The sequence below is a fragment of the Stenotrophomonas sp. SKA14 genome, assembly GCF_000158575.1.
Lineage (GTDB): Bacteria > Pseudomonadota > Gammaproteobacteria > Xanthomonadales > Xanthomonadaceae > Stenotrophomonas > Stenotrophomonas forensis.
Genome location: NZ_DS999412.1, coordinates 1,039,920 through 1,064,265, shown reverse-complemented (window position 1 = coordinate 1,064,265; position 24,346 = coordinate 1,039,920). Strand labels below are relative to the sequence as shown.

The 24,346-nt window shown below is 68.1% G+C and carries 21 protein-coding genes; 8 read left to right on the top strand and 13 right to left on the bottom strand.

Annotated features, from left to right (window positions below):
* Positions 1-56 precede the first annotated feature (56 nt).
* Positions 57-626 (bottom strand): DNA-deoxyinosine glycosylase, encoded by a 570-nt coding sequence (locus tag SSKA14_RS04950; RefSeq protein ID WP_083797308.1) that lies wholly within the window; start codon positions 624-626, stop codon positions 57-59.
* A 186-nt stretch (positions 627-812) separates the two neighbouring features.
* On the opposite strand from SSKA14_RS04950, the gene SSKA14_RS04945 reads away from it, so the two are divergent.
* From SSKA14_RS04945 to glpK, 3 genes are all read left to right on the top strand, one after another.
* A complete protein-coding gene (locus SSKA14_RS04945; protein ID WP_008267632.1) occupies positions 813-1,448 on the top strand; it encodes an OmpW family outer membrane protein in 636 nt (211 codons plus the stop codon).
* A 153-nt stretch (positions 1,449-1,601) separates the two neighbouring features.
* Positions 1,602-3,083, top strand: coding sequence for a glycerol-3-phosphate dehydrogenase (gene glpD / locus SSKA14_RS04940; protein WP_008266132.1), 1,482 nt, complete (start codon positions 1,602-1,604; stop codon positions 3,081-3,083).
* Between the two features lie 79 nt (positions 3,084-3,162).
* Positions 3,163-4,662 carry a glycerol kinase GlpK gene (glpK, locus tag SSKA14_RS04935; RefSeq protein WP_008268321.1) on the top strand — a complete coding sequence of 500 codons (1,500 nt, stop codon included), beginning with the start codon at positions 3,163-3,165 and terminating at the stop codon, positions 4,660-4,662.
* A gap of 106 nt (positions 4,663-4,768) precedes the next feature.
* On the opposite strand, the gene SSKA14_RS04930 is transcribed toward glpK, so the two are convergent.
* Both SSKA14_RS04930 and SSKA14_RS04925 read right to left on the bottom strand, forming a co-directional pair.
* Positions 4,769-5,563, bottom strand: a complete 795-nt coding sequence (locus SSKA14_RS04930) for a MetQ/NlpA family ABC transporter substrate-binding protein (protein ID WP_008264544.1) — start codon at positions 5,561-5,563, stop codon at positions 4,769-4,771.
* A gap of 26 nt (positions 5,564-5,589) precedes the next feature.
* On the bottom strand, positions 5,590-6,561 hold the full coding sequence (locus tag SSKA14_RS04925; protein ID WP_008267051.1) for a YafY family protein: 972 nt from the start codon (positions 6,559-6,561) through the stop codon (positions 5,590-5,592).
* 81 nt (positions 6,562-6,642) lie between these two features.
* On the opposite strand from SSKA14_RS04925, the gene SSKA14_RS04920 reads away from it, so the two are divergent.
* Positions 6,643-7,245: a hypothetical protein gene (locus tag SSKA14_RS04920; protein WP_040007058.1), complete on the top strand. Its 603-nt coding sequence runs from the start codon at positions 6,643-6,645 to the stop codon at positions 7,243-7,245.
* Between the two features lie 106 nt (positions 7,246-7,351).
* The gene (locus SSKA14_RS04915; RefSeq protein ID WP_006471539.1) at positions 7,352-8,128 is read left to right on the top strand and encodes a DUF481 domain-containing protein; all 777 of its coding nucleotides are present in this window, start codon (positions 7,352-7,354) and stop codon (positions 8,126-8,128) included.
* A gap of 117 nt (positions 8,129-8,245) precedes the next feature.
* Here the strand turns inward: SSKA14_RS04915 and hemC are convergent, their stop codons facing one another.
* From hemC to mdoH, 5 genes are all read right to left on the bottom strand, one after another.
* Positions 8,246-9,157, bottom strand: a complete 912-nt coding sequence (gene hemC, locus SSKA14_RS04910) for a hydroxymethylbilane synthase (protein ID WP_008266348.1) — start codon at positions 9,155-9,157, stop codon at positions 8,246-8,248.
* Positions 9,158-9,704: 547 nt separating this feature from the next.
* Positions 9,705-10,436 (bottom strand): LytTR family DNA-binding domain-containing protein, encoded by a 732-nt coding sequence (locus SSKA14_RS04905; RefSeq protein ID WP_008266949.1) that lies wholly within the window; start codon positions 10,434-10,436, stop codon positions 9,705-9,707.
* Positions 10,437-10,446: 10 nt separating this feature from the next.
* On the bottom strand, positions 10,447-11,490 hold the full coding sequence (locus SSKA14_RS04900; RefSeq protein ID WP_008264821.1) for a sensor histidine kinase: 1,044 nt from the start codon (positions 11,488-11,490) through the stop codon (positions 10,447-10,449).
* Between the two features lie 3 nt (positions 11,491-11,493).
* Positions 11,494-12,153 carry an alpha/beta hydrolase gene (locus SSKA14_RS04895; protein WP_008268349.1) on the bottom strand — a complete coding sequence of 220 codons (660 nt, stop codon included), beginning with the start codon at positions 12,151-12,153 and terminating at the stop codon, positions 11,494-11,496.
* A 50-nt stretch (positions 12,154-12,203) separates the two neighbouring features.
* A complete protein-coding gene (gene mdoH, locus SSKA14_RS04890) occupies positions 12,204-14,129 on the bottom strand; it encodes a glucans biosynthesis glucosyltransferase MdoH (protein WP_040007055.1) in 1,926 nt (641 codons plus the stop codon).
* 489 nt (positions 14,130-14,618) lie between these two features.
* Here mdoH and SSKA14_RS04885 point away from each other — a divergent pair, with 489 nt between their 5' ends.
* A complete protein-coding gene (locus tag SSKA14_RS04885) occupies positions 14,619-16,670 on the top strand; it encodes a TonB-dependent receptor (RefSeq protein WP_040007054.1) in 2,052 nt (683 codons plus the stop codon).
* Between the two features lie 58 nt (positions 16,671-16,728).
* Here SSKA14_RS04885 and SSKA14_RS23945 read toward each other — a convergent pair whose 3' ends face one another.
* The 4 genes from SSKA14_RS23945 to SSKA14_RS04870 all read right to left on the bottom strand — a co-directional run bounded on the left by SSKA14_RS23945 (position 16,729) and on the right by SSKA14_RS04870 (position 21,765).
* Complete coding sequence (locus tag SSKA14_RS23945; RefSeq protein WP_005419553.1) at positions 16,729-16,899, bottom strand: hypothetical protein; 171 nt, start codon at positions 16,897-16,899, stop codon at positions 16,729-16,731.
* A gap of 220 nt (positions 16,900-17,119) precedes the next feature.
* Entirely contained in the window at positions 17,120-19,651 is a 2,532-nt protein-coding gene (locus SSKA14_RS24240; RefSeq protein ID WP_008266489.1) for a methyl-accepting chemotaxis protein, read from the bottom strand.
* A gap of 210 nt (positions 19,652-19,861) precedes the next feature.
* Complete coding sequence (locus tag SSKA14_RS04875; RefSeq protein ID WP_040007053.1) at positions 19,862-20,755, bottom strand: NAD(P)-dependent oxidoreductase; 894 nt, start codon at positions 20,753-20,755, stop codon at positions 19,862-19,864.
* Between the two features lie 98 nt (positions 20,756-20,853).
* Positions 20,854-21,765: a S41 family peptidase gene (locus SSKA14_RS04870; protein WP_008267655.1), complete on the bottom strand. Its 912-nt coding sequence runs from the start codon at positions 21,763-21,765 to the stop codon at positions 20,854-20,856.
* Positions 21,766-21,815: 50 nt separating this feature from the next.
* Here SSKA14_RS04870 and SSKA14_RS04865 point away from each other — a divergent pair, with 50 nt between their 5' ends.
* Together SSKA14_RS04865 and SSKA14_RS04860 are read left to right on the top strand one after the other, a co-directional pair.
* Positions 21,816-22,280: a MarR family transcriptional regulator gene (locus SSKA14_RS04865; RefSeq protein ID WP_008265190.1), complete on the top strand. Its 465-nt coding sequence runs from the start codon at positions 21,816-21,818 to the stop codon at positions 22,278-22,280.
* A 163-nt stretch (positions 22,281-22,443) separates the two neighbouring features.
* A complete protein-coding gene (locus SSKA14_RS04860; protein ID WP_008266579.1) occupies positions 22,444-22,746 on the top strand; it encodes a KGG domain-containing protein in 303 nt (100 codons plus the stop codon).
* Between the two features lie 11 nt (positions 22,747-22,757).
* On the opposite strand, the gene SSKA14_RS04855 is transcribed toward SSKA14_RS04860, so the two are convergent.
* Positions 22,758-24,230 (bottom strand): MFS transporter, encoded by a 1,473-nt coding sequence (locus SSKA14_RS04855; RefSeq protein WP_008265207.1) that lies wholly within the window; start codon positions 24,228-24,230, stop codon positions 22,758-22,760.
* Positions 24,231-24,346: the final 116 nt, after the last annotated feature.

Sequence of the window (24,346 nt, the reverse complement as noted above, 5' to 3'; positions counted from 1 at the left end):
CAGCGCCAACCGTTACAGGTGTTTTCAGTACGCACGCAGCCGGGACACGCTGTTGCTCATGGGTTGCGGCCCTGACCAGTCGGTAGCGTATTGTCCCGACGATGTCCGCTTGATGTCGCCAGCACGTCGGCCACCGGCTGCCAGGCCAGGCGCAGCCGCGGCAGCGACCATGCCGCATTGGCCGGGCTGGTGGAGGGCAGCGCCAGCAGCCTCGGCGGCGCCTTCAGCCGGGGCAGCACCCAGCGCTGGAACGCCTGCGATGCGGCGCCACCATTGCAACCGATCAGCTCCAGCTCAGGAAGCGAGGCGACCAGTGACGGCAGCGCATTGGGCACTTCCGTGCCGCGCACGATGTCAGCGTCCAGACTGCCGCGCCGCTCGCACTGGCCGATCACATCCCACAGGCCGATGCCCGCGACGTTCAATGCCTGCAACCGCTGTGCATACGGCAGGCCAGCATCAAACCCGCAGATTTCCGCCAAAAGCGGCCAGAAGCGATTGCGCGGGTGCGCGTAGTAGCGCTGCTCCTGCAGCGACGCCACACCCGGCATCGAACCCAGCAGCAGCACTCTGCAATCCACGTTCACCTGCGCTTGCAGGCCGATGCACATCGTCGCGGCGCTCACATCTTCTCCAACTGAATGAATGCCACGGATGTACAAAAACCCCATGAATACAGGCTTTTCGCACTAGTCGCTGAACAAGGAAAACTAATTTTTAACGCGCGTCGGATTCGATTCATGTTGAGGCGACTACGGTGTGCTCGCCCCGCAACCGGGGGCCCAAAACAAGAAACATTAGGAGATACCCCCATGCGCTCCATCCGTATCCTGAGTCTCGCCCTGCTGACCTCCGCCGCGTTCGCGCCGGCCGCTTTCGCCCAGGACAACAGCAGCACCGATACCGCTTCGGGCAAGCATTTTGCCGTTGTTGGCGGCATCTCGCTGCTGGAACCGAAGAACGACCCGATCACCGGCGTGAAGAAGACCGATGGCGGCCCGGCGCCGACCGTCAGCTTCAGCTACTACATCAACGACAACTGGGCCGTTGAGCTGTGGGGCGCTGCCGACAAGTTCGAGAACAAGTTCAAGGGCCCGAACAATGCCCGCCTGGGCTCGGTCGAGCAGCAGCCGATCGCGCTGAGCGGCCAGTACCACTTCGGCCAGGCTGACAACGTGTTCCGCCCGTTCGTGGGCGTCGGTTATTACCAGTCGAGCTTCAGCAACGAGAAGCTGGGCAACGGCGCTGACACCGACATCCGCTTCAAGGATGCCAAGGGCGTGATCGGCACCGTCGGCGTCGACATGAACATCAACTCCACCTGGTTCGCCCGTGCCGACGCCCGCTACATGCGCGCCCGCCCGGACATCAAGGTCGGCGGCGAGAAGATCGGCGAAGCCAAGATGGATCCGTGGACCGTCGGCTTCGGCATCGGCGCCCGCTTCTGATCCAGGCAGCACCGCTTCATTGATGCAACACGACGGGCCCTGCAGGGCCCGTCGTCGTTTCCGTCACCCGCTGTCTGTAGAGTCGAGCTTGCTCGACTATCGTCAACGCGGTCGAGCAAGCTCGACTCTACAGACACAGGACACGGAGGCGCGATGGAGGAGGTCGACCTGCTGGTGATCGGTGGCGGCATCAACGGTGCCGGCATCGCCCGTGACGCGGCGGGTCGCGGCCTGCGCGTGCTGCTGTGCGAACAGCACGATCTGGCCGCGCACACCTCCAGCGCCAGCAGCAAACTGATCCACGGCGGCCTGCGTTACCTGGAACAGGGCGAGCTGGGCCTGGTGCGCAAGGCGCTGGGCGAGCGCGAGGTGGTGCGCCGGCTGGCACCGCACCTGGTCCATCCGTTGCGCTTCGTGCTGCCCTGGGAACCGCACCTGCGCCCGCGCTGGATGCTGCGCGTGGGGCTGTGGCTGTACGACCACCTGGGCCGGCGCAGCCCTGCGTTCCCCGCCTCGCACGCGCTGGACCTGCAGCAGGATTCCCTCGGCGCCTGGCTCTCCCCGGCGCTGCGGCAGGCCTTCAGCTATGCCGATGCGCAGGTCGATGATGCGCGGCTGGTACTGCTGAACGCACTGGATGCCGCGCAGCGCGGCGCGCAGGTGCAGGTGCGCAGCCGCTGCACCGAACTGCGTGCGCTGCAGGGCCGTTGGCAGGCCGTGCTGGAAACCCGCGATGGTCAGCAACGGCAGGTGACCGCACGCGCGGTGACCAATGCGGCCGGTCCCTGGGCCGGTGGCCTGCTGGAACGAATGCAGGCCCGCAGCGGTGGTCCCGCCCTGCGCCTGGTGCAGGGCAGCCACATCGTGGTGCGCCGCCCCTGGCCCGATGACAGTGCCTGCCTGCTGCAGCAGCCCGACGGACGTGTGGTGTTCCTGCTGCCGTTCGCCCATGGCCACCTGCTGATCGGTACCACCGACACCGATTACCGTGGCGACCCGGCGCGCTGCAGCGTGCTGCCGTCCGAGGTGGCCTACCTGTGCGATGCGGCCAACCGCTACCTGCGCGAACCGATCGCTCCCGCAGACGTGGTCTGGCAGTTCGCCGGTGTGCGCCCGCTGCTGGCCGACCCGGACCCGCGTGCGGCAAAGCTGAGCCGCGACTACCGCCTGCAGGTACAGTCCGATCCCGCGCCGGCACTGCACGTGCTCGGCGGCAAACTGACCACCTTCCGGATACTGGCCGAAGAGGTACTGGACCTGCTGCGCCCTGCCCTGCCGCAGATGGGGCCCGCCTGGACCGCAACCGGAGCCGCACTGCCGGGCAGCGACTGGGGGGACGCTGCACAGGCCCGCTCGCAGCTGAGGGCGCTGGCTCCCTGGTTGCCCGCGGACATCGCGCGACGCTGGGCCGCGGCTTACGGCAGCCGCAGCGCGATGCTGCTGGGTGAAGCACAGACCGTGGACGATCTTGGCGAGCACTTCGGTGCGGGCCTGCATGCACGCGAAGTGGATTTCCTGCGGGAGCATGAGTGGGCCTGCAACGCCGACGATGTGCTGTGGCGGCGGAGCAAGCTGGGGTTGTGGCTGGATGCCGCGCAGGTGGCACGGCTGCAGGCATGGATGGATAGACGGTAGAGTCGAGCTTGCTCGACTGGCATGAAGAGCAGTCGAGCAAGCTCGACTCTACCCATACCATCGCTACCGGAGACGCTGCATGACGCCCCGCTACGTGCTGGCCATCGACCAGGGCACCACCAGTTCGCGCGCGATCCTGTTCGACCGTGCCGGCAACATCGTCGGCAGCGCGCAGCGCGAGTTCGCGCAGATCTTCCCGCACCCCGGCTGGGTCGAGCATGACCCGCGCGAGATCCTTACCAGCGTCTATGCCACGTTGACCGAACTGCTCAGCCGCGGGCAGATCGACCCGCGCCATATCGCCGCGCTGGGCATCACCAACCAGCGCGAGACCACGGTGGTCTGGGACCGCGCCACCGGCCAGCCGATCCACAACGCCATCGTCTGGCAATCGCGGCAGAGCCATGCCCTCTGCGAGCGGCTGAAGTCCGATGGCCACGAGGCGCTGGTGCGCGAGCGCACCGGCCTGCTGATCGATGCGTACTTCTCCGCAACGAAGGTGCGCTGGATCCTCGACCATGTGGAGGGCGCGCAGCAGCGGGCCGAGCGCGGCGAGCTGCTGTTCGGCACCATCGACAGCTGGCTGGTGTGGAACCTCAGCGGCGGCCAGGCGCACGTGACCGACTACAGCAACGCCGCGCGCACCCTGCTGTTCAACATCCACACGCTGGACTGGGATGACGACCTGCTGGCGCTGCTGGACATCCCGCGCGCGATGCTGCCGCAGGTGCGCGATTCCAGTTCGGTCTACGCGCACACCCGGCCACAGTTCTTCTTTGACCATCCGATCCCGATCGCCGGCATCGCCGGTGACCAGCAGGCGGCGCTGTTCGGCCAGGCCTGCTTCCAGCCGGGCATGGTCAAGAACACCTACGGCACCGGCTGCTTCATGCTGATGCATACCGGCACCCAGGCGGTGCGTTCGCGCAATGGACTGCTGACCACCATCGCCTGGGGCCTGGACGGGCGCGTGGAGTACGCGCTGGAGGGCTCGATCTTCGTGGCCGGCTCGGTGGTGCAGTGGCTGCGCGACGGCCTGCGCATGATCGAGCGCGCCGGCGACAGCCAGGCGTTGGCCGCACAGGTGCCCGACAGTGGAGGTGCCTACCTGGTGCCTGCGTTCGTCGGACTGGGCGCGCCCTATTGGCGCAGTGACGTACGCGGCGCGATGTTCGGCCTGACCCGTGGCACGCGCAAGGCGCACTTCGTGCGCGCGGCACTGGAGGCGATGGCCTACCAGACCCGCGACGTGCTGGATGCGATGCAGTCCGATGCAGGGATCGCGCTGACCGAGCTGCGCGCCGACGGAGGTGCGATCGGCAACGATTTCCTGGCCGGTTTCCAGGCCGACATCCTCGGTGTGCCGTTGCTGCGGCCGCGGCTGACCGAGACCACCGCGTTGGGTGCGGCCTACCTGGCCGGGCTGGCGGTGGGGTTCTGGACCAGCCGCGAGCAGATCACCGCGCAATGGGGCCTGGACCGGCGCTTCGAGCCACAGATGGAGGTGGCGCGGCGCGAGAAGCTGTATGCGGGGTGGCAGCAGGCGGTAGCTGCCACCCTCGCCTTCCACGTCGACTGAGGGTAGTGCCGGCCGCTGGCCGGCACCCCCATGATCCTTGGCGGCGTCTGCAGATTGCCGGCCAGCGGCCGGCACTGGCGCATGGCCAGAGCGTCCGTAGCGCCGGTCAGAACGCCGGCAGCACCGCGCCCTTGTACTTGGCTTCGATGAAGGTCTTCACCTGCGGGCTGGTCAGGGCCTTGGCCAGCTTCTGCACGCGGGCGTCGTCCTTGTTGTCCGGGCGCGCGACCAGGAAGTTCACGTATGGCGAATCCTTGCTTTCGATCGCCAGCGCGTCCTGGGTCGGGTTGAGGCCGGCGTCCAGCGCGTAGTTGGTGTTGATCAGGGCCAGGTCGACCTGGTCCAGCACACGCGGCAGCATTGCCGAGTCCAGCTCGCGGAACTTCAGGTTCTTCGGGTTGGCGATGATGTCACGCTGGGTCGACAGCGCGTTGGTCGGGTCCTTCAGCTCGATCACGCCGGCCTTGTGCAGCAGGATCAGCGCGCGGCTGTTGTTGCTCGGGTCGTTCGGGATCACCACGTCGGCGCCCTCACGCAGCTCGGCCAGCGACTTGATCTTGCGCGAGTACGCACCGAACGGCTCGATGTGCACGCCAACCACCTTCACCAGGTCGGTCTTGCGGTCGCGGTTGTAGGCATCCAGGTACGGCTCGGTCTGGAAGTAGTTGGCGTCCACCTGCTTCTGCACCAGCTGGTCGTTGGGCTGCACGTAGTCGTTGAACACGCGCACGTCCAGGTCCACGCCTTCCTGCTTGAGGATCGGCTTGACCACCTCGAGGATCTCGGCGTGCGGCACGGCCGTGGCAGCCACCACCAGCTTCTGCGAGGGTTCGCCGGATTTGCCGCAGGCAGTCAGGGCCAGCGCAGCGGCAAGCAGGGGCAGCAACAGGGTCTTCTTCATGGGCGGTGGGGTTCTCGTGGAAAGGGTCAGGCGTTGTCGTAGTTGCTCAGGGCCAGCTCGAGCAGGGCCTTGGCCTGCTCGCGCAGCATCACCGGCTCCACGATCTCGGCATCCGAGCCATAGTGCAGCACGTCCATCAGCAGCTCGCGCGAGACGCTGTACGGCACCTTCAGTTCATAGCGGCCATCGGCCAGGAAACGGCCCTGCTGCTTGGAGTGCCAGTGCTCGTCGGCCACCCAGCGCGCGGCCTTGGCGCTGAACAGGATGGTCGCCCAGCCCTTCGGCGCGCCGGAGAAAATCCCGTAGCTGGCGCCCAGCTGCTCGTCCAGTTCGCTGTCGGCAACATCGCGCGCAGTGCTGTCGACCACCCGCGCCTTGTGGATGCGGTCGACGGCGAAGCTGCGCAGCGCGTCGCGGTCGTGGTCCCAGGCATCCAGGTACCAGTTGTCGCGGTAGTGGGTCAGGCGCTGCGGCGAGACCGTGCGCTTGGTCGGCTCATCAGTGGAGCGGGCGCGGTACTCGAACGCCAGCTGGCGGCGCTCCAGCACCGCCGAAGCCACGCTGCGGAAGCTGCCTTCATCGAACTTGCGGCCACGGTGCGGGATCACCCGCACGCGGTCCACCGGCCAGCTGGAGACGCCGGCCTGGGCTGCCAGCAGGCTTTCGATACGCTGCTGCAGCGGTGCCAGCACTGACGACAGCACGCCGCCGCCGGTGCGCGCCAGCAGGTGCTGCGAGGCCAGCAGGGCATGCAGCTCCTCCGAGCTCAGCCACAGGCCGGGCAGCTCGAAGCGATCGCTTTCGTCGGCGTGGTAGCGGAAGCCGGCCTCACCGTCGCCCTCGATCGGCGCCATCAGCGCATCGCGCAGGAAGGCCAGGTCGCGGTAGACGGTGGCACGGGAACAACCGAGCTTGTCCTGCAGGGTCGCCACCGTCACCGGATAGCGCGCGGACTTGAGCAGACGATGCAGGGCGGTAATGCGTTCGTATCGGTCCATACCCCCGATTATGTCCGACTCGCGGGTCTTGTGTGGGACGTTTGGGCTATCGTGGTCGCCCCCACCCCCATGGAACGCCCGATGCGCCGGTTGCCTGCCCTGTCCCTGCTGGCCTGCCTGCTGCTGGCCGCCTGCGATCGCGCACCGGCGCCGGCCAGCACCGAAGCCCCGGTACCGGCCGCCGATCCGGCGCAGGCCGTGCTGGGCGCCAGCCAGCGCTTCGCCGCGCTGCGCAGCTTCCACGCCGAGCTGGAGGTGCTGGGCGCGCCCCAGCCGGTGCGCAGCGCCATGGACTTCGTCGCCCCCGACCGTTTCCGCGTGCAGACCCCGGCCGGACCGCAGACGATCATCGGTGACACGCTGTTCCTGCAGGCCGAAGGCGCGATCCGCCAGGTGCCGGCCCCGCCGGGCCTGCTCGAACAATGGCGCAACCCGCTGCCGGCCGATGCGCTGCCCGCCGACCTGCAGGCCGAGGACCTGGGCCCCCAGACGCTGGATGGGGTCGAGACCCGCCACTACCGGCTGCGTGGCGGCCAGCCCGGTGAGCGGCTGGAGTACTGGGTCGATGCCCAGGGCCTGCCGCGGCAGCTGGTGCGCAGCGGCAGCAGCAATGGCCGCAGCTTCCAGCTGCGCCTGCGCTACTCGCGCTTCAACGATCCGGCATTGCGCGTCGATCTGCCCTGAATAGGCGATCGCGGCAACGTTCGCTGAAGCGCGCATTGGATCGATTCGGACCGCCATCACGCTTCCAGTATCATCACCGGCTGTCAATCGCTTCGGAGAAGCCTCGATGTCCCTGCGCGTGTCCCTGCTGATTCCCCTGCTGCTGTGCGCGCCGCTCGCGTATGCACAGGATGCCTCCGAACTGGCGGCGATGTCCTCGCCGTGGAGCGGCAGCGGCGGCGAGCTCGGCTTCGCATCGGCACGCGGCAACAGCAGCACCGAAAGCTTCAACGGCCGCCTGCGCCTGCGCTACACCGATGGCGACTGGGTGCACAGCATGGACCTGTTCGGCCTGCGCTCGAGCTCGAAGGTGACCGAGACCGCCGACGACGGCACCACCACCCGTCGCAACAACACCACCGCCAACCGCTACACCGGCAGCGCCGGCAGCGCGCTGCAGCTGGGCGAACACCGCCAGCTGACCGCCACGGTACGTACCGAACGCGACGACTTCGCCACCTACGACCGCCAGAGTTCGTTTGGTCTGGGCTACGGCACCCGCCTGTGGAACACCGAGCGCTTCTCCTTCGACGCACAGATCGGCCCCGGTGTGCGCCGCACCCACAGCACCGAGGACGATCGCACCCGTACCGGCATGATCGGCCGCGGCCTGTTCGACCTGAAGTACTCGCTGACCGACAACACCGATCTGGTCAACACCCTGCTGGTCGAATCCGGTTCGTACAACACCTTCGGCCAGAATGACTTCGGTGTTTCGGTGAGCATGAACGAGCACCTGGCGCTGAAAGCCGGCTGGCAGGCGCGTTACAACAGTGACGTGGCCGAGGACAAGCGCAAGACCGATACGCTGACCACGATGAACGTGGTCTACAAGTTCAAATAAGCAACGGGCGCCAGAGGCGCCCGTTCTTCTTTTGGGTAGTGCCGGCCGCTGGCCGGCAACTGCATCCAACTGGGGGCATCAGCTTGCCGGCCAGCGGCCGGCACTACCTACGGTGGCTCAGACGTTCAGCAGCTCGCCGGCACCGGCGTCCAGCAGCATTGTCGCCACGCGCTGGCCCAGCGCATCCGGGTCGCTGGCCGGCCCCACCGCTTCGGCGCGTACCGCGCGGCCATCACTGGCACTGCCGACCAGGCCCTGCAGGTGCAGGTCATCGCCCTGCCACTGCGCGATCGCCGCCACCGGCACGTGGCAGCTGCCATGCAGCGCACGGTTCATCGCCCGCTCGGCCTCCACGCAGGCGCGCGTGGAAGCGTCATCAAGTCCCGCGAACAGGGCCATCAGGCGTGCGTTGCCGCCATCGCACTCCACCGCCACCGCGCCCTGTGCCGGCGCCGGCAGCCACTGCGGCGGCTGCAGGCGCGCGACGATGCGCTGGCCCAGCCCCAGCCGCTCCAGCCCGGCCACGGCCAGCACGATGGCGTCGTAGCCACCATTGTCGAGCTTGGCCAGGCGGGTGTTGACGTTGCCGCGCAGGTCCAGCAGTTCCAGGTCCGGGCGCAGCGCGCGCAACTGGGCCTGGCGGCGCAGCGAGGACGTGCCGACACGCGCACCGATCGGCAGCGCCTCCAGCGAGGCATACAGGTTGGAGACGAAACCATCGGCCGGATCGTGGCGGGTCAGCATCGCCGGCAACGCAAACGGCGCGTCCAGCTCCATCGGCACGTCCTTCAGCGAATGCACGGCACAGTCGGCCTCACCGCGCAGCATGGCCAGCTCCAGCTCCTTCAGGAACAGGCCCTTGCCGCCAATGGCGGCCAGCGAGCGGTCCAGCACCTCGTCGCCGCGGGTGCTCATCGGCACCAGTTCCACGTGCAGGCCGGGGTGGGCCTGGCGCAGGCGGTCGGCGACGTGTTCGCTCTGCCAGAGGGCGAGCGGGCTCTTGCGGGTGGCGATGCGGACGGTTTCCATCCGGGCATTATCGCGCCTTCGGCGCGGATACGGCCAACGGCGGAGCCCCTCGTGGCTGGTGCGAACGGCTGGATCATTGCGCTAGGCCGGGGCGGTGGGGCCAGGCGGGGACGCCGTGAACCCATCCCTGGGGGCTTGTCCGCGGCATCCATGCCGCGGACACCCCGCCTGCCCCCACCGCCCCGGCCTCTGACAGTTTCCGTGTGCGTCAGCCACGGAAGATCAAAAGAAAATCAGGCGCAACAGCGGGTCGCTTCGCTCTGAGTCGAGCATGGCTCGACTCTACATTTACCTCCCCACCCGATAACACCAACGCTTTTGCTGTCCGGTGCAGTGGAGAACGAGAGGGTTGGGTCGGGGTGGGGTGGCGGGACCGTTGGCGCCATGGATGGCGCCATCGAGCCCCCATGGATGGGTTTACGGCGTGTCCCGCCACCTCACCCCGGCCCGACCCAGCACGTAAGAACAACGAGCCGACCAACCTGCTGTTGATCTTGATCTTGATGTTGATCTGTAAGCAGTCGCGGCCGCAGGCCGCGCGGAACCCTCACAGATGCCGCAATTCCTGCTTCAGCATCGCCACGCAGCGGCGGCTGACTTCCAGCGGTTGCTTGCCATGCCTCAACATCGCCTGCACCTGCCCGCCCGAGCCACGGCGCAGTTCCACCAGTTCGTGGCGTGCCACCAGGCAGTTGCGATGGATGCGGATGAAGCGGCTGGCGAATTCTTCCTCCAGCGACTTCAACGATTCCTCGATCAGGTCTTCGCCGCGCGCGTGGTGCACCACCACGTACTTCTCTTCGGCCTGCAGGTAATGGATGTCGTCCAGCGGAATCAGCCGCAGGCTGCCGCGCAGGCGTGCGCACAGCATGCTGCGTGCCTGCTGCCCGCTGTTGTCCTGCGGCTGGCCGTCGCGCCCGGCCAGGAAGGTACGTGCACGTGCGATCGCGGCGGCCAGACGCTCGGCACGCACCGGCTTCATCAGGTAATCAATGGCCGCCGCCTCGAAGGCCGACAGGGCATGCGCGTCATAGGCGGTACAGAACACCACTGCCGGCCGTGGCTCGAAGCTGGCCAGGTGGCGGGCCGCTTCCAGGCCATCCAGCCCGGGCATCGCGATATCCAGCAGGACCAGGTCCGGCTGCAGCTCCGCGCAGGCGTGCAGGGCCTGCTCGCCGTTGCCGGCCTCGGCCACCACGTCCACGCCTTCCTGCGCCGCCAACAGGCTGCGCAGGCGCTCGCGCGCCAGCGGTTCGTCATCGGCGATGACTACCCTCACGATCGTCCCCTCACTGGATCGGCACCGTCACCTGGCAGGCATAGTAGCCCTCGCTCCAGCCGGCCGTCATCCGCGCGGCACTGCCGAAGCGCCAGGCCAACCGATGGCCGATGCTGTGCTGGGCATGCCCGGCACCGCGCGCCAGCGCCAGCCCCGGGGCCTGCGGATCGGGTGCGGGATTGCGCACGCGGATCTGCAGCTCCTGGCCCTCGCGCACCAGCTGCAGCTCGATGGTGCCGCCTTCGGGCAGGCGTGAGATGCCGTGCAGCACGGCGTTCTCCACCAGTGGCTGCAATACCAGCCTCGGCAATGGCAGGTCCCACGGCAATGGTTCGTCACGCTGCCACTGCACCTGCAGGCGCTCGCCCAGGCGCAGCGATTCAATCGACAGATAACGCTCGGCCAGCTCGCATTCGTCGCGCAGGGTCGAATCGCCCTCGCCTGCGCCCAACGCGGCACGGAACAGATCGGACAGATCGAGCACCGCGCGCTCGGCCACGGCCGGATCGCGATGCAGCAGGCTGGCGATCAGGTTCATGCTGTTGAACAGGAAATGCGGGCGGATCCGCGCCTGCAGCGCATCGGCCTGCGCGCGCGCGTTGGCCTGCACCTGCGCGGCCCAGCGATCACTCACATAGAAGTAGCGCAACGCCAACGCCGTGATCAGTGCAGTGGTGGCGGCACTGCCCAGGGTGAAGCGCCAGAAGCTGATACCACTGGCGAAGTTGTCGCCCAGCACCGCGTACAGCGCATGCACGATGCCGGCGCAGACCACCGCGATCAGGGTTGCCAGGGCGATCGCCGCGACCGCCCCCAGTACCTGCGGCAACCTCGACAGCGCCTGCCGCAGCAGGCACAGGCTGGCCGAGACCGCCAGCGCCAGCCACAGCGCGAAGCCACTGGCCGACAGCAGTTCACCGAAGGTCCAGTGGCGACTGCCGTCGGGCGCCAGGGCCAGCACCACCACCACCAGCTCGGCCAGGCCCAGCATCGCCGCCAACCGCGGCAGGCGGCACAGCTCCGGCATCCACGGTGGTGCGCTGGCCGGGGCCATGGCTCAGGCAGCGCCCAGCCGTACCTGCAGCCAGTCACCGAGCGCCTGGATCTCTTCGGCGCAGACCTGGTGGGCCATCGGATAGCTGTGCCATTCCAGTTCGAGGCCCAGCGCCTGCAATGCCTGCGCGCTGTGTACGGCCACCGCCTGCGGAATCACCGGATCGCTGCTGCCATGGGCCATGAACACCGGCACCTGCACGGCACCGTCAACACGCTTGGCGCTTTCAGCCTCAGGCAGGTAGGTGGACAGCGCGATCAGGCCGGCCAGCGGTGCGGTGCGCGACAGCGCCGCCGTGAGGATGATTGCCCCACCCTGCGAAAAGCCCGCCAGGAAGATCTTCTCCGGCGCGATGCCACGCTCGATCTCACGTGCGATCAGCGCGTCCAGCTGCACCACCGATTCCTGCACGCCGGCCATGTCGGCGCGCGAACGGAAATCCATGCCGACGATGTCGTACCAGCCACGCATCGGCACGCCATTGTTGATGGTGATCGGCCGCACCGGCGCGTGCGGGAACACGAAGCGCAGCGCCGGCCAATGCGGCCGCACCAGCTCCGGCACGATCGGCGCGAAATCATGGCCGTCGGCGCCGAGGCCGTGCAGCCAGATCACCGACCACTGCGGCGAGGCGCCGGTTTCCTGTTCCACCGTTTGCAGCATGATGCGGCTCCTTCAAGTTCGAGCCGCATTATGCCGCTGGCGCGGGGCGATCAGTACAGCGGCGGTTGCTCGGCCGCTTCCCGGCGCAGCTGTGCGGCCCGCACCAGCACCGGCGGCGGGATGTTCTCCTCGGGGATGTCGAGCAGGCCAAGGCGGTGCAGGAAGGCGCCCGGGCCGCGCGAGGAGGTCAGTGCCACCACCGGCACCGCCAGTACCATGCCGATCACCACCGGCGCCATCCACGCCGCCAGCGACGGCGATACCGCCCAGGCCAGCACGCCCATGAAGGCACCGAACACGCCCAGGCCACCGTAGCCACGGATCAGCGCCAGCCACGAGATGCCACCGTCGTCGCGCTGCTGTGCGTCCCAGCCCGAGTCGCGGCCGGACAGCACTTCGGCCACGCCGCGCGACTGCACGTACATCACTACCGGCGCCATCAGCGCAGCCAGTACGGTTTCCACCAGCATCGAGACGAACCCACGGATCGCACCCCCGCAGCCGCGGCGGTCGACCGGGTCCAGCAGCATCGCCAGGTAACCCAGCACCTTGGGCAGCAGCAGCACCGCCATGGTGGCGGCGAACAGGCGCACTACCTGCTCCTCGTCCTGGGCGCGCCAGTACACGCTGGGCGACAGGTGCAGCAGGGCGTTGAAGTCGATGCCCTGCTGGAACAACGGGATGGCGATGCCGATCAACATCAGCATCGCCCACATCGGCGCGGTGAAGTAATGGCCGATGCCGATCAGCATGTGGGTGCGGCTGATCCAGTGCAGGCCGCGGCTGCCCACCACCTTGCCGTGCTGCAGGTTGCCCTGGCACCAGCGGCGGTCACGCACCAGCAGGTCGGTCAGCGTCGGTGGGCCTTCCTCGTAGCTGCCCCCCAGGTAGGGCACCATGTGCGCGGCCCAGCCGCCACGGCGCATCAGCGCCGCTTCCACGAAATCGTGGCTGAGCACGTGGCCGCCGAACGGCTTGCGTCCGGGCAGCGCCGGCAGGCCGGCGTGGTCGGCGAAGGCGCGGGTGCGGATGATCGCGTTGTGGCCCCAGTAGTTGCTCTCGGCGCCGTGCCACCAGGCCACGCCACGGGCGATCACCGGGCCGTACACACGGCCACCGAACTGCTGCATGCGGGCGAACAGGGTGCGGCCACCGATCACCGCCGGCAGCGTCTGGATCAGGCCGACATCGGCGTTGTGCTCCATGCCTGCGACCAGGCGCACGATGCTGTCGCCGGTCATCAGGCTGTCGGCGTCAAGGATCAGCATCTGCGGATAGGCACCGCCAAAGCGTCGCACCCAGTCGGCGATGTTGCCGGCCTTGCGCCCGGTGTTGTCGCCACGGCGGCGGTAGAACAGTCGCGTTCTACCCTCCGGCACGCGGTCGCGCAGTTCGGCGAACACCTGCTCTTCGGCGCGCGCAATGTCCTCGCGACGGGTATCGCTGAGCACGAAGAAGTCGAAGCGCTCAAGCTGGCCGGTGGCGGCCACCGATTCATAGATGGCCTGCAGGCCCGCCAGCAGGCGGCGCGGATCTTCGTTGTAGGTGGGCATCAGCAGCGCGGTGCGGCTGTGCACGGTCGGCAGCGGCTTGTCCGGGTCGATGCCGAGGCGATAGCCACGGTCGAACACGGCGGTCAGGAAGCCCGCCAGCGCGCTGGCGAAGGACAGCGCGATCCAGGCAAACAGGCCCACGAACAACACCAGCAGGCAGGCTTCAAGCACGCTGATGCCATTGGTCGACAGCACCCGCCACATCATCCGCGTGGCCACGGCGGTCATGCCCAGCGTGCCACCGAAAATATAGAAGCGCCGCAGGCCGATCAGGCGCGGCGACGTGCGATGCCGGCGGACCTTGAGGGCGCCTTCGCGCAGGGTCTGCTCGGGCATCTGCAACGGAGATTCAGCAGGCAGCAGCGCCCAGCCGGCATCCAGCCGGGGCGCATCCGCTTCCGCGTGGATGGTCTGACCCCCCATCACCGCCTACTCCGCACGTTCGGCACGGCCGGCCATCCCGGCCGGGCTGCATGCACGAAGGTTCCCGGCGCGCCTTCCCGGCGCCCGCACTTGTCCTGGCTGTGCCGGCCCTTGGCCGCACAGTCGATGTCTGTCACTACCGGAACCCACACGATCTCCAACGGGGCGGAATCGAAAATGCGGCCCAGTCTAGGGCGCCGGATGTAAGCCGGGTGCGAAGGCCTACGCCGGGAATTGCCCCCATTCAGCAAACAGCAGGCGATGACGTCCCGCAAGCGATGTTGTCGCTTCGTCACGACAGGTACTGGATCGTAACAAACGCGAACGGTTATCATTTCATTAACCAGGCAGGTCACCGTCTCCAAAACGGTTGAGACCCACCCAGCCGCGCCGGCCCGCCGCGCGCCGACGACCCACGGAAGGGGGCTGCCTGCTGTCTGCCTGCGCCTGCGCTTCCACCGGGTCTCTCCTTCTCCCATGGAAGCCGTCATGTCCCTGTCATTCCGTTCCCATTCCGCGCATCCCGCGCGCAGCCGCCTGGCCGTCGCCGTTGCCACCACCTGCCTGCTTGCCCTGCCCGGCCTGGCCGCCGCCGGAGCCGGAGCCGGAGCCGATGCCTCCACCAAGGATCTGGACACCGTGGTGGTCACCGCCTCGGGCAACCAGCAATGGATCAAGGATGCCCCGGCCAGCATCAGCGTGATCAGCCGCGAGGACATCGAGCGCCAGCCGGTGCACGACCTGGCCACCCTGCTCAGCCGCGTGCCCGGCGTGACCGGTGGCCTCAGCGCGGCCGGCGAGCAGTCCAAGATCAAGCTGCGCGGCATGCCGTCCAACTACACGCTGGTGCTGGTAGACGGCAAGCGCATGGGCAGCTCGGCCTCGACCAACTATCGCCCCGACCTCGGACGCCAGGACCTGAACTGGATTTCGCCCGACCAGATCGAGCGCATCGAGGTGGTGCGCGGGCCGATGTCGTCGCTGTATGGCTCCGACGCCATGGGCGGCGTGATCAACATCATCACCAAACGCATCGGTGATGACTGGAACGGCAGCGCCACCCACAGCTACACGCGACCGGGCGACGACAAGCGCGGCGACACCCAGCAGATCGGCGCTACGTTCTCCGGCCCGCTCGGCGAGCGCTTCGGCCTGCGCATCGGTGCCAACAGCATGCGCCGCGATTCCGACCAGTCCAATGGCGGCGTCTACGGCAATGCCTATGCCGGCGAGAAGGACCGCAATGTCGACGCGCTGCTGCAGTGGAAACTCAGCGACGCGCAGGAACTGTCGCTGGAAGCGGGCCACGGCGTGCAGCAGGCCTTCATCGATGCCGCCCTGGAAAAGCAGGACGAAGGTGCCTGGGGTGCCACCGAACTCAAGCGCAGCTCCCTGGCACTCAACCACGATGGCAAGTGGCGCTTCGGCAACTCGAAGATCAGCGCGTACTGGACCGAGTACAAGAACGACATCGGCGCCACCGGCCGCTCCGAGGCCACCGACACCATCATCGAAGGCAGCCTGACCACGCCGTTCACCCTCGGCGTTGAACATCAGTTCGCGGTGGGTGGCCAATGGAAGCGCCAGGAGCTGACCAACACCGACACCATCGGCCGTGCACCGATCGACTATGCCGGCAACGCGGTCAGCGGCTCCGATCTGGAAGTGGACACCTGGGCGCTGTTCGTCGAGGACGAACTGAAACTGCATCGCACCCTGGCGCTGACGTTGGGCGCACGCATGGATCACCATGAGAAATTCGGCGGCCACGTCAGCCCGCGTGCCTACCTGGTCTGGCACCCGGCCGAGCAGTGGACGATCCGTGGCGGCGTCTCCAAGGGCTTCCGCGCGCCCAGCCTGACCGAGAATTCAGCGACTGCCGCCACCCAGTCCGGTGGCCGTGGCTGCACCTCACTGATTCCGTTGGGCTATACCCGAGGCGGCTGCTACATGGCCGGCAACCCGGACCTGGACCCGGAAACCAGCACCAACCGCGAGATCGGCATCAGTTTCGACAACGACTGGGTGGATGCCGGCCTGACCTACTTCCACACCGACTTCAGGAACAAGATCGAGTACGCCCCGCTGGGCAGGTTCAACGGCATCTGGTGGACGCGCATGAGCAACGTGCAGCGCGCACGCACCAGCGGCATGGAAGGCAACCTCAATTTCCGCTTCGGCGAGCACTGGCGCTGGCGCACCTCGGCGACCTGGATGAAGGAAGCCAAGAACCTGACCACCGGCCGCAACCTGATCGACACGCCGGAGTTCTCGGGCTATTCGTCGCTGGACTGGACGCCCAACGCGGCGTTCTCCAGCAGCCTGTCGGCGCAGTACACCGGCAAGCAGGACGGCGTGGCCACGACCTTCCTCAAGGCGTACACGCTGTACGACCTGACCGCTGCATGGAACGTCAACGAGGTGCTGACCCTGCGCGGCGGTGTCAGCAACCTGGCCGACAAGAAGCTGTATGCCGAAGGCTCGACCGACTACTTCGTGGCCGGGCGCAGCTACTTCCTCAGCATGACCGCACGGTTCTGACCGAGCGCGCGCGGCGATCGCGCTGGCGGCAGGCCAGCGCGATCGGCGGTGTTGCGGGTTACTCGCTTTCCAGTGCGGCCGGTGCCGCGTCCCGCGTGGCCGCCGTGCGTGCACGGTCCATGGCCACCGCCAGTTGCTGGCGTGCGAGCAGTTGTTGTGCCTGCACCACTTCAGGTGTCGGCAGGAGCACCGGTCCCGGTGCGTTTTCCGGTGTAGCAGGTGTGGTCATGCAACCTCCATGGACATCCCGCCGCCGCACGGATTCAGCTGGGGCGGCAGCGGAACTGCGCACCCTATCCTAAAAACAAGGCGGATGGGTGACGGTGCGGCGCCCGGCCGCAGCGCCACGGCAGCCATACGCTTGAATTCCCGCTGTCGGGGTGCATTCCTGAACCCGTTGCCGTGTGTACGGTTCATCGCCATGAACGCCCCGGCTGTCTCCCAAGGGTTCACGCCGCGCGGCGTGCCACCGCCACCGGCCCGGCCTGCAGGCGGAAGCGCGACACCGCCACCGCCAACTGCTCGGCCTGTTCCTCCATCGCCCGCGCGGCGGCACTGGCTTCCTCCACCAGCGCAGCATTCTGCTGGGTGGTCTCGTCCATCTGCACCACGGTCTGGTTGACCTGCTCGATGCCGGCCGACTGCTCGCGCGAGGCGGCCGAGATCTCGGCCATGATCTCGTTGACCCGCCCGACCTGGCCGACGATCTCCTGCATGGTGCGACCGGCGCCATGCACCAGTTCCGCGCCGGCGCCGACCTGCGCGACCGAGGCATCGATCAGCTCCTTGATCTCCTTGGCGGCGCCGGCCGAGCGCTGCGCCAGCGCGCGCACTTCGCTGGCGACCACCGCAAACCCGCGGCCCTGCTCACCGGCACGTGCCGCTTCCACTGCGGCGTTCAGCGCCAGGATATTGGTCTGGAACGCGATGCCATCGATCACCGAGATGATCTCGGCAATGCGCTGCGACGAGGCCTCGATCTGCTCCATGGTCTGCACCACCTGGCTGACCACCTGTCCCCCTTCGCTGGCCACGCCGGCCGCGGAACCGGCCAGTGTGTTGGCCTGCAGCGCGTGATCGGCGTTCTGGCGCACGGTGGAGGTCAGTTCCTCCATCGACGCGGCGGTCTCTTCCAGGTTCGCGGCCTGCTGTTCGGTACGCCGCGACAGGTCGCTGTTGCCGGCTGCGATCTCGCCGGCTGCCAGGCGGATGCTGGCCGCGGACTGCTGGATCTGCCCGACGATTCCGGTCAGCTGCTGCACGGTGCTGTTGGCATCGTCGCGCATCACCGCGAACACCCCGTGGAAATCACCCTGCATGCGGGCAGTGAGGTCACCGGCGGCGATCGCACGCAACAGCGTCGACAGCTCGGCCAGGTTGTGGTCGCTGACCTGCATCATGGTGTTGAGCGTTTCCACCATGCGGCGGAAGTCGTGTTCGAAGCGCAGCGCATCTCCACGCACCGCGAAATCACCGGCAGCGGCGGCCGCGGCCAGCTGCTGGATCTGATCGTTGATCGCGGCCAGGTTGCTCTTGGTGGTGGCCATCGCGGCGCTGAACACGGCCTTCTCGCCCGGCAGCGCCTCCATGTCCACGCTGAGGTCGCCCACGGCATAGCGCTGCATCACTTCGACCAGGCGCTGGGTGACGGCATTGCTGGAGGCCACCAGCTGGTTGCTGTCGGCCACCATGCGGCCGTACTCGCCCGGGAACGCCGAGGCGTCCATCCGGTAGCTGAGCTCGCCGGCGTCATGACGGCGGGCCATTTCCGCCTGCGCGGCCATCACCGCCTGCAGCTGGCCGCGCATGCCCTGCATCGCCTCCAGCAGGCGTCCCACTTCGTCATTGCTGCGCGCCGGCAGAGTGCTGTCCAGCTTGCCCGCGGCGACATCGCCGGCCACGCGCACGGCTTCGGCCAGCGGGCGGATCGCCAGCCGGCGCAGCAGCACGTAGACACCCGCGCTCAGGGCCAGGGCCGCCACCACGCCGACCAGCAGGGTCAGCCACAGCAGCTGGCGCGCCTCGGCCACGATCATCGCATGCGGCATCACCACGCCCAGCGCGAAACGCTGCGGGGCGTCGCCAACGCGCAGCGGCACGTACACGCGCACGTTGCCGGCGGCATCCGGGGTGAAGGCCTCGAAGCGGCGGTCTGCGGCGATGTCCGCCAGCATGCTGCGGGTCAACGCGTCGCTGCGCGGCTTGCCGATCTCGGCGGCGTTGGCCGAGGCCAGTACCACGCCCTTGGGCGAAAGCAGTTCGACACGGCCGGCGCCCATCGGCGTCAGCGTGGCCAGGTGCTTCTGCAGCGCCGCCAGCGAGAAGTCGACGGTGAACACGCCGAGGAAGGTGCCCTTCTCGATGATCGGCGTGCTCAGTGTGCTCATCAGCACCTGCTGGCCGCCGATGTCATAGGCATAGGGTTCACTGACCTTGGGCAGCTTGTCGCGGCTGGGATCCATGTACCAGTCGGCCGAACCATCGGCGGCTTCGGTGTAGTCCGTCATCGGCGACTGCTGCGGTGCGCCGTCCTGCCAGGCCCAGTAACTCATGTAGCGCCCGGTGGCATCGTGCGCCTCGGTGTTGACGAACTCGGCGTCCTTGCCGTCGAACGCGTCGGCTTCCCACATGGTGCTCTTGCCCAGCCATTCCGGATGGGTGCGCAGCTGCTCGCCGAGCACCGCCGCCAGGCTGGCGCGGTCGGGTACATCGCCGCGCGCACGCTGGGCGAGCACGGCTTCGACCATCGCGTCGTTGCTGGCGAAGGCCGTGCCCAGATCGGCGGCAACCTGGCGCGCTTCGGCGTTGGCTTCGCTGGTCATGGTCTGGCGCGAGGCATCGATCAGGCTGGCACTGGCCTGGCGGTAGATCAGGAACGCGGTCAGGCCGAAGCACAGCAGCGCGATCACGGCGGTGCCCAGCATCAACTTGTGGGCGATGCTGCCCGGGCGTCGGGCAGCGGCGGAACGGGAAGGAGGCATGGAAGGGTCCGCTAGGCAGTTCGGGATGACCGGCACCGCGAGGGCACCGCGCAGGCGCGCGATCCGTCGCGCAGGCCGCCGGCCGCCGGGGCACGCCCGGCGCTGGAAGCGCACCGGGTTAGCGGCCGCCCACCCACGAGGTTGAGGCAGCCCGCATGCACATTCCTGAATCTGCTCAGGGACGGGTCAGCAACCCGCCCCGCTGCCGGGCTACTCGGCTACGCGGTCCTTGATCCACTGCGCCCGCGGCAGCACTTCGATGCTGCCCGCGGCGTACTGCTGCAGCACATCGTCCGGGCCGAACCGCGGCTGCCAGCCCAGCTCGCTGCGGAGGCGGGCACTGTCGTAGACGCGGTCGATGTTCATCGGCAGCGGCCAGCCACGGCGTTCGAACTCGGCCAGCAGCTGCGGCACGCGCCGCGCCAGCACGTTGCGCGGCTGGGTGGCCAGTTCCAGGCAGTCCTCACGCCGGAACGGCGTCGGCGCACAGGCGATGTAGCGGGCGAAGGCGGCACCGTCATCAAGCAGCAGCGCGGCATGCGCACTGGCCACGTCACGCGCGTCGATACCACGGTGCAGGCGGAACATCGCCATGCGCTCGGGCGGCTCCGGGAAGCAGCGGCCCATGCGCAGTACGCGCACGCTGAAGCCCGGTGCTGCGGCGGCCACGGCCAGGGCCTCGGCCTGCAGCTTGCTGCGGTGATAGATCGTGCGGGGCAGGGGCTCGGTGTCTTCATCAATCCAGCGGCAGCCTCCCGCCACCACCGCATGCCCGTACAGCGCGGTGGTACTGGTCAGCACGAACCGCCGCGCACCAGCCTCGCGAGCTGCCTGCAGCAGGTGCGCGGTGGCCTCCACGTTGATCTGCTGGAACACCGCATCCGGCACCAGTCCCACATGCGGTGCGTGCAGGGCGGCGGTGTGGATCACTGCGTCGACGCCACGGACAGCGCGTTCCACCGCCTGGCGATCGGTGACATCGGCGATGATGCGCGTGGTGGCGAACGGGCTGCGATCCAGCCCCACCACTTCGTGGGCGGCCGCGAGTGCGCCAAAGATCGCACGCCCGATCCGTCCGGAACTGCCGGTCAACAGAATCTTCATTGAGTCCATTCGCTCGAAGCGCCCGGGAACTACCGGGATGATTCGATTCTAGGCAAGCGGCATGTCGTCTGCGATAGCCGGATGTTGCAAAAACGCGTTCATCGTGGCGACGTTGGCGGTGCCAGCAGTTGCCGCGCGATGAACAGCGGATCATCACCGCCGGGCACATCAGGCGTGATGCCGGTTCGTTCCCAGTTGCCGCCGGTGCGCAGGTTGATCGGCTGACGGTCCGGAATGCTGATCTGATAACCATCGGGCAGCTGCACAGGATCATCGAACATATGCGCGGCGCCACCGCTGCGGCTGCCGACGATGCGTGCGCGCCCCACCGCCTGCAACGAGTACGCGACGAACTCGGCCGCCGAGCCGGTGCGACGGTCGATCAGCACCACCAGCGGCTTCAGGTAGGGCGGCAGGCTGGACGGCGGCAACCGGACCGCAGTGCGCCGACCGCGCTGCTCCAGCGCCTGTACCTCGGTGATTCCCGGCTCCAGCAGGGTCCGCACCAGCAGGTCCGCGCTGCCATCATCGCCGCCGCCGTTCTGGCGCAGGTCCAGTACCAGGCCGTCGGTATCGGCCAGCAGGCTGAACGCTGCCGCCAGTTTCGGCCGGGCCAGGTCGAGCGGATAGAAGGTACTCAGGCGCAGGTAGCCGATGTTGCCCTCCAGCACCCGTACCTCGCGCACGCCCGCACCATTGATGCGCGCGTCCGCGCGCCAGGCCATCAGCCAGTCGTCCTGGCCGGCATCGGCGTCCACGCGTTCCACATGGAAGTGACCATCGAACACGTCCAGATCCTGGTTCAGGCGTGCACTGAACGCCTGCGGGTCGGCGCAACTGTCCGCATAGCGCCGCTGGCTGGACCAGCCGCGCACCGCTGCGGCAATGCGGGCACCCTCGGCCTCGTCCAGGTACTGCGCCTGTATTGCGGTGGCCGCGGCCTGCAGAACCGCATCCTGGGACGGGCATGCCGCCGCCAGCAACGCACCCAGCATCCACGAAACCGCCATGACCCCACCCCGTATTGATGATGTATAAGTGCTTATATATCATCGCGATCATGGATCTCCAACACGCCACCCTGGGGACGCTGCTGCGCGCCCTGCTCGATCAGCTCGACCCGGCCGTCGAACAGGCCTACCGCGATCTGCAGCTGGACTATCGGCCGCGCTACACCCCGGTGCTGCGCACGCTGATGGCGCAGGGGCCGTGCCGCATCAAGGACCTGGCATTGGCCTGCGGGCTCAGCCATTCGGCGCTCAGCCAGACCGTGGCAGCGATGGTGCGCGACGGCTGGCTGCACAGCGTCATCGGTGAAGACAGCCGCGAACGCATCCTGCAGTTGAGCCCGCATGCGCTGCGGGCCGTGCCGGCACTGCAGGCCCAATGGCAGGCCACCGCGCGTGCAGCACGCAGCCTGGAGGCCGACCTCGGCCAGCCACTGGAGCAGGTGCTGCGCAGCGCCTTGCAGGCGCTCGAACGACGCCCCTTCGCGCAGCGCCTGCGCGAGGCACGCGAAGGCTGACACGGTTCGCCCCCGCTGCGGCCGAGGGCGGCCGGCCGCTTGAACCCTGTGCGCAGGCCGCGTGAAGACATCTGCAAGGATGGCGACCTGGACTTAGCGCGCGATGGCCAAGCATGGCCGCTGTCGCCGACGACGGCGACGCCCACACCGCAGGAGGATTCACATGACTGGCCAGAACCCGCGCAGCTCCACCCGGGGCTTCGCCTCGATGGACGGGGACAAGCAACGTGCGATCGCCGCCAAGGGCGGACGCGCCGCGCATGCCTCCGGCAACGCGCATGAATTCAGCCCGGACGAGGCCCGCGTCGCCGGCCGCAAGGGCGGCGAAGCCATCAGCCGCGATCGGCAGCACATGGCGGCGATCGGCCGCGAAGGCGGCCACGCACGCCACGCCAACGCACGCCAGCAGCAGCAACAGGCATCGCTCGACCCCACCGCAAAGGACCCGCAACGCCAGCAGGGATGAACGCTGCGCGGTCAGTGCGCGAGGCGAAGTCGGCGCAGACCGATGGCCGCAAGCAGGGCCAGCACGCCTGCCACCGCCATCGCCCACCCGAAGCCACTGGCCATCGCACTGCGGTACCACGCCACCACCTGTGGCGTGGAATACGTCGAGCCCGGGTGCAGGATCAGCCCGCGTGCATGGGCCGCCAGCCCTGGCTGCCCGGCGGCCAGTGCGGACGCGGCAAACTGGTGTACCGCACGCACGCCCATCAGGCTGCCCAGCAGCGCGATGCCCAGGCTCATGCCCGCCTGGCGCAATGCATTCATCGTGGCTGACGCGATGCCCGCGCGCTCGGCCGGTACCTGGGCCATGACCGCCATGCCGGTGGCGGGCACTGCCAGCCCCATGCCGATGCCCAGCAGCATGAGCAAGGCACTGGCCTGCCCTCCCGACGTCGCGGGCTGCAACGTGGCCATCGCGCACAGCGCCACGGCGACCAGCACATAGCCGCAGACCAGTGCGGTGTGCAGCCCCACGCGTACCACCAGGCGACCGAACAACAACGAGACGACGCCCATCAACAGGAACTGTGGCACCAGCTGCGAGCCTGCCGAGGCTGCGCTGAGCCCCTGCGCCTGCTGGAAGAACAGGGACAGGAAAAACAGGCTCGCATAGGCGGTGAATCCCAGCACGAACGAAGCCAGGTTGAGCATGCCGAAACGGCGATCGGCAAACAGGTCCAGCGGCAGCAGCGGGCGTGCCACCCGGCGTTCGACCAGGCCGAACAACACCAGCCCGGCAGCGGCGATGCCCATCGCCGACAGCGTTGCCGGCGCCAGCAGGCCCTGCTCGCCGATCGCGATCAGGCCATAGCTCAGCGCACCCAGTGCAACGACGCTGAGCAGTTGCCCCGCCGGGTCCAGCGCTGCATGGTGTGGATGCCGTCGCTCCGGGATACCCCACGCACCGAGCATGAGGGCAAGCAGGCCCAGCGGCAGGTTGATCAGGAAGATGCTCGCCCAGCCGGCGCGCTGCACCAGCACGCCGCCCAACAACGGGCCGAGTACCAGGGCCAGCGCACTGAATGCCGACCACCCCCCGATCGCGCGTGCACGCTGGCGCGGATCGGGGAACGCATGGCTGAGGAGCGGCATGGCGCTGGGAATCAGCAGCGCACCGGCGATGCCCTGCACCGCCCGCCCGGCCACCAGCGTTGGCAGGTTTCCGGCGCAGGCGCACAACAACGACCCCAGGGTGAAGGTGGCCACGCTGAGCAGCCACATCCGCCGATGCCCATAGCGATCACCGAGCGGGCCCGCCGACAGCATCAGGGCCGACAATGCGATGGCATACGCGTTGATCACCCACTGCAGGCCGGCCATGTCGGTGTCCAGCGCCTGCTGCAGGGTCGGCAGGGCGACGTTGACGATGCTGATGTCCAGCGATGCGAGGAAGGTGCCGAGATAGGCCGCCAGTACCAGCGCCGGTCGTCGCAAGCGTTGCATGTTCGGATCCCGGGGGAGGACGTGCGCGCATCGTAGCCACTGACTGACCGTCGGTCAATGAGCGACGGTCAGTCATTCCTGAGGCAGGGCTAGAATGGCGGCCGACACACCCGGAC

Coding starts and splice junctions, on each gene's coding strand:
- SSKA14_RS04945 (WP_008267632.1), top strand. CDS start 813: ATGCGCTCCATCCGTATCCTGAGTCTCGCCCTGCTGACCTCCGCCGCG.
- glpD (WP_008266132.1), top strand. CDS start 1,602: ATGGAGGAGGTCGACCTGCTGGTGATCGGTGGCGGCATCAACGGTGCC.
- glpK (WP_008268321.1), top strand. CDS start 3,163: ATGACGCCCCGCTACGTGCTGGCCATCGACCAGGGCACCACCAGTTCG.
- SSKA14_RS04930 (WP_008264544.1), bottom strand. CDS start 5,563: ATGAAGAAGACCCTGTTGCTGCCCCTGCTTGCCGCTGCGCTGGCCCTG.
- SSKA14_RS04925 (WP_008267051.1), bottom strand. CDS start 6,561: ATGGACCGATACGAACGCATTACCGCCCTGCATCGTCTGCTCAAGTCC.
- SSKA14_RS04920 (WP_040007058.1), top strand. CDS start 6,643: ATGCGCCGGTTGCCTGCCCTGTCCCTGCTGGCCTGCCTGCTGCTGGCC.
- SSKA14_RS04915 (WP_006471539.1), top strand. CDS start 7,352: ATGTCCCTGCGCGTGTCCCTGCTGATTCCCCTGCTGCTGTGCGCGCCG.
- hemC (WP_008266348.1), bottom strand. CDS start 9,157: ATGGAAACCGTCCGCATCGCCACCCGCAAGAGCCCGCTCGCCCTCTGG.
- SSKA14_RS04900 (WP_008264821.1), bottom strand. CDS start 11,490: ATGGCCCCGGCCAGCGCACCACCGTGGATGCCGGAGCTGTGCCGCCTG.
- SSKA14_RS04895 (WP_008268349.1), bottom strand. CDS start 12,153: ATGCTGCAAACGGTGGAACAGGAAACCGGCGCCTCGCCGCAGTGGTCG.
- mdoH (WP_040007055.1), bottom strand. CDS start 14,129: ATGGGGGGTCAGACCATCCACGCGGAAGCGGATGCGCCCCGGCTGGAT.
- SSKA14_RS04885 (WP_040007054.1), top strand. CDS start 14,619: ATGTCCCTGTCATTCCGTTCCCATTCCGCGCATCCCGCGCGCAGCCGC.
- SSKA14_RS23945 (WP_005419553.1), bottom strand. CDS start 16,899: ATGACCACACCTGCTACACCGGAAAACGCACCGGGACCGGTGCTCCTG.
- SSKA14_RS24240 (WP_008266489.1), bottom strand. CDS start 19,651: ATGCCTCCTTCCCGTTCCGCCGCTGCCCGACGCCCGGGCAGCATCGCC.
- SSKA14_RS04875 (WP_040007053.1), bottom strand. CDS start 20,755: ATGAAGATTCTGTTGACCGGCAGTTCCGGACGGATCGGGCGTGCGATC.
- SSKA14_RS04870 (WP_008267655.1), bottom strand. CDS start 21,765: ATGGCGGTTTCGTGGATGCTGGGTGCGTTGCTGGCGGCGGCATGCCCG.
- SSKA14_RS04865 (WP_008265190.1), top strand. CDS start 21,816: ATGGATCTCCAACACGCCACCCTGGGGACGCTGCTGCGCGCCCTGCTC.
- SSKA14_RS04860 (WP_008266579.1), top strand. CDS start 22,444: ATGACTGGCCAGAACCCGCGCAGCTCCACCCGGGGCTTCGCCTCGATG.
- SSKA14_RS04855 (WP_008265207.1), bottom strand. CDS start 24,230: ATGCAACGCTTGCGACGACCGGCGCTGGTACTGGCGGCCTATCTCGGC.